Origin of the sequence: Saliniramus sp. (assembly GCF_035311605.1) — a bacterium.
In the GTDB taxonomy this organism is placed as follows: Bacteria; Pseudomonadota; Alphaproteobacteria; order Rhizobiales; family Beijerinckiaceae; genus Saliniramus.
This window is the reverse complement of the sequence record NZ_DATGCW010000275.1, coordinates 1-3,587: the sequence shown is the minus strand read 5'-3', so window position 1 is coordinate 3,587 and position 3,587 is coordinate 1. Positions and strand designations below refer to the sequence as shown.

Here is a 3,587-nt window from a genome sequence, read left to right as displayed (position 1 = left end):
CGACATCTACACCGACGTCGACGGCGTATACACGACGGACCCGCGCATCGTCGCCAAGGCGAGGCGGCTCGAGCGCGTCTCCTACGACGAGATGCTCGAGATGGCGAGCCTGGGCGCCAAGGTCATGCAGGTGCGCTCGGTCGAGCTCGCCATGCTCTACGGCGTGCGCACACACGTGCGCTCGAGCTTCGACGATCCCGCCGACCCGAAGCCCGGCACGCTGATTTGCGACGAGGAGGACATCGTGGAACAGCAGACCGTCACCGGCATCGCCTATTCCCGGGACGAAGCGCAGATCACCCTGCGCCGCGTCGCCGACAAGCCGGGCGTCGCCGCCTCGATCTTCGTGCCGCTGGCCGAAGCGAACATCAATGTCGACATGATCATCCAGGTGGTCTCGCGCGATTCGTCCACGACCGACATCACCTTCACGGTCCCCGCCGGAGACTATGAGCGCGCGAAAGGCCTGCTCGAAGAACACCGCAGCGTCATCGAATACGAATCGCTCCAGGGCGAGACGGATGTCGTGAAAGTCTCGGCCATCGGTGTGGGCATGCGCTCCCATGCCGGCGTCGCGGCGAAGGCGTTCAAGGCCCTGTCGGACAAGGGCATCAACATCCGCGCCATCACCACGTCCGAGATCAAGTTCTCGGTCCTGATCGAGGAAGCCTATACCGAGCTCGCCGTGCGCACGCTTCATGCACTCTACGGACTCGACAAAGCCTGACGGTTTCGGCCACCCTTGCAACCCGGACGCGGCATGGCGCCGTGGCAGACGCCCCATGGCGGGCGGCACCAGTGAACAGGCACCGAGATGAGAAACCCATCCGGCGGTCCGCGTGTATTGCTTCGCCGGCTTCGCGAAATCATGGCGGAGCCGATCAGCGCGCAGGATCGTCTCGACAGGATCGTGGTCCTGATCGCGGCCAACATGGTCGCGGAGGTCTGCTCCGTCTACGTGCTGCGGGCTGACGGCACGCTGGAGCTCTATGCCACCGAAGGGCTCAACCGCGAAGCTGTGCATCTGACCACGATGCGCTCAGGAGAGGGGCTCGTCGGCCAGATCGCCGATGCGGCCCAGCCGCTCGCTCTGTCCGATGCACAGACCCATCCGGCCTTCGCCTACAAGCCGGAGACCGGCGAGGAGATCTATCACGGCTTCCTCGGCGTGCCGATCCTGCGTGCGGGCAATACGCTTGGCGTGCTGGTGGTGCAGAACCGCGCCCATCGCACCTATAGCGAGGAGGAGATCGAGGCGGCCCAGACCACCGCCATGGTGGTCGCCGAGATGATCGCCTCCGGCGAATTGCAGGCGATCGCGCAGGAAGGCGCGGATATCGCGCTGAAGAAGCCGCTCTACCTCCAGGGCGTCTCGCTCACCGAGGGCGTCGGGCTCGGCCATGTGGTGCTGCACGAGCCGCGCGTGGTGGTGAAGAACCTCATCGCAGAGAATCTCGATGAAGAAGTCGAGCGCCTCGAAGCAGCCATCAGGAAGGTGCGGGCGTCGATCGACGAGCTGATCGAACGCGGCGACGTCGCCGATCACGGCGAGCATCGCGAGGTACTCGAAACCTTCCGCATGTTCGCCCATGACCAGGGCTGGCTGCGACGCATGCGCGAAGCGGTGATGACCGGTCTCACGGCGGAGGCCGCCGTCGAGCGCGTGCAATCGGACAACCGCGCGCGGATGATGCGCCAGACCGATCCCTATCTGCGCGAGCGCCTGCACGATCTCGACGATCTGGCCAACCGCCTGCTGCACCAGCTGGTCGGGCAGGATTTCGTCTCGGACGGGGCGGATCTGCCCGAGAACGCCATCATCGTGGCGCGCTCGATGGGCCCGGCCGCCCTGCTCGATTACGATCGCGGCAGATTGCGCGGCATCGTGCTGGAGGAAGGCGGGCCCGCCAGCCATGTCGCCATCGTCGCGCGCGCGCTCGGGATTCCCGCCGTCGGACGTGTGGAGAACGCCACGGCACTGGTCGAGCCCGGCGATGCCATCATCGCCGACGGCGTGGCCGGTGAGGTGCAGATCAGGCCGCGGCCGGATGTCGAGGCGGCCTATGCGGAAAAGGCGCGCCTGCGCGCCAAGCGACAGGAGCAGTACCGCGCCCTGTGCGACGTCGCCCCCGTCACCAGAGACGGCATCGCCGTCGATCTGCAGCTGAATGCCGGGCTGCTGGCCGATCTGCCGCATCTGGAGGAGACCGGGGCACACGGGATCGGGCTGTTTCGCACCGAGATCCAGTTCATGGTCGCGCAGCAGATGCCCTCGACAAGCGAGCAGCAGAAGCTCTACCGGGCCGTTCTCGACGCCGTGGACGGCGCCCCCGTCGTCTTTCGCACGCTCGATATCGGCGGCGACAAGATCCTGCCCTACATGTCGGCGATCGAAGAGGAGAACCCCGCCCTGGGCTGGCGGGCGATCCGGATCGGGCTTGATCGCCCCGGCCTCCTGCGAAGCCAGGTCCGCGCCCTGCTCAAGGCGGGATCGGGGCGCGACATCGCCATCATGCTGCCGATGGTCGCCACGGTGGAAGAATTCACCCGGGGCCGCGAGATTGTCGCACGCGAGATCGCCTATCTGCGCCGTCATGGCCATGCGATGCCCACCGATATCGCCATCGGCGTGATGATCGAGGTACCCGCGCTGCTCTTCCAGATTCGGGAAATCTGCGCCCTGGCGGATTTCATCTCGGTGGGATCGAACGACCTCCTCCAATTCCTCTTCGCCGCCGATCGTGAGAATCGCCAGGTCGCACAGCGCTACGATCCCTTGGGGGTGGCCTCCCTGCGCGCCCTGCGCCTGATCGCCGATACCGCACGCGAAAGCGATTGCCGGGTCTCCATCTGCGGCGAGATTGCCGGACGCCCGCTCGAGGCGATGGCGCTGCTCGGCCTCGGCTTCCGTACGCTGTCGATGGCCCCGTCATCGGTGGGCCCGGTCAAGGCCATGCTGCTCGCCCTCGACGCGCAGGAAGTCGGCGCCGTGATCCGCGAGAAGCTCGACGATCCCGAGACCGGCCCGACCCTGCGCAGCACGCTGGCGCAATTCGCCGAGCGGCGGCGCATCCCTGTCTGAGGCCGCGAAACGATCGCCTTACAGCCCCAACGCGCGTGCCAGTGCGATGCCGACGAGCCCGGCGGCGATGGCTGCGATCTCCATTCGGGTGGCGATCATCACGGCAATCGCCGCACTGATCCCGACGAAGGCCGGCGATCCCGCCTGGGCAGCGATCGGCAGGATCGTGGCGATCACGATGGAGCCCGGCAGGGCGCGCAGAGCCCGGGCGAGGCGTGGGCCGATGGTGATCCGGTTCATGAAGATCACGCCGGAAGCGCGGCAGAGATAGGTCACCCCGGCCATGGCGACGAGGGCGATCAGCGTGCCGTAGGGCGTGGCGAGCGTGAATTCAGGCATCATCGATCATTGCCCCTGCGATGGCGCCGGCGAGCGCACCGATGATGATGAAGGCATAGCCGGGGATCAGCGCCTGCGCGATCAGCGCCGCGCTGCCCGCGACACCCCAGGGAATCGCCGGGCGAAACCCCTTCCACATCGGCACCAGCATGGCGGCGAAGAAGAT

3 protein-coding genes are annotated in these 3,587 nt (G+C 66.7%); 2 read left to right on the top strand and 1 reads right to left on the bottom strand.

The genetic code is table 11. The features are described 5' to 3' along the window. Positions 1-727 (top strand): aspartate kinase (locus VKP01_RS12445; RefSeq protein WP_324412753.1); only part of this gene is annotated, 727 nt, incomplete at its 5' end. An 87-nt stretch (positions 728-814) separates the two neighbouring features. Further along, positions 815-3,082 carry a phosphoenolpyruvate--protein phosphotransferase gene (ptsP, locus tag VKP01_RS12440; protein ID WP_324412750.1) on the top strand — a complete coding sequence of 756 codons (2,268 nt, stop codon included), beginning with the start codon at positions 815-817 and terminating at the stop codon, positions 3,080-3,082. 18 nt (positions 3,083-3,100) lie between these two features. On the opposite strand, the gene VKP01_RS12435 is transcribed toward ptsP, so the two are convergent. Beyond that, positions 3,101-3,421: an AzlD domain-containing protein gene (locus VKP01_RS12435; RefSeq protein ID WP_324412748.1), complete on the bottom strand. Its 321-nt coding sequence runs from the start codon at positions 3,419-3,421 to the stop codon at positions 3,101-3,103. Positions 3,422-3,587 lie beyond the last annotated feature (166 nt).

Excerpts from the sequence above, each read along its gene's own strand:
- VKP01_RS12435 (WP_324412748.1), bottom strand. The coding sequence starts at position 3,421 with ATGCCTGAATTCACGCTCGCCACGCCCTACGGCACGCTGATCGCCCTC.
- ptsP (WP_324412750.1), top strand. The coding sequence starts at position 815 with ATGAGAAACCCATCCGGCGGTCCGCGTGTATTGCTTCGCCGGCTTCGC.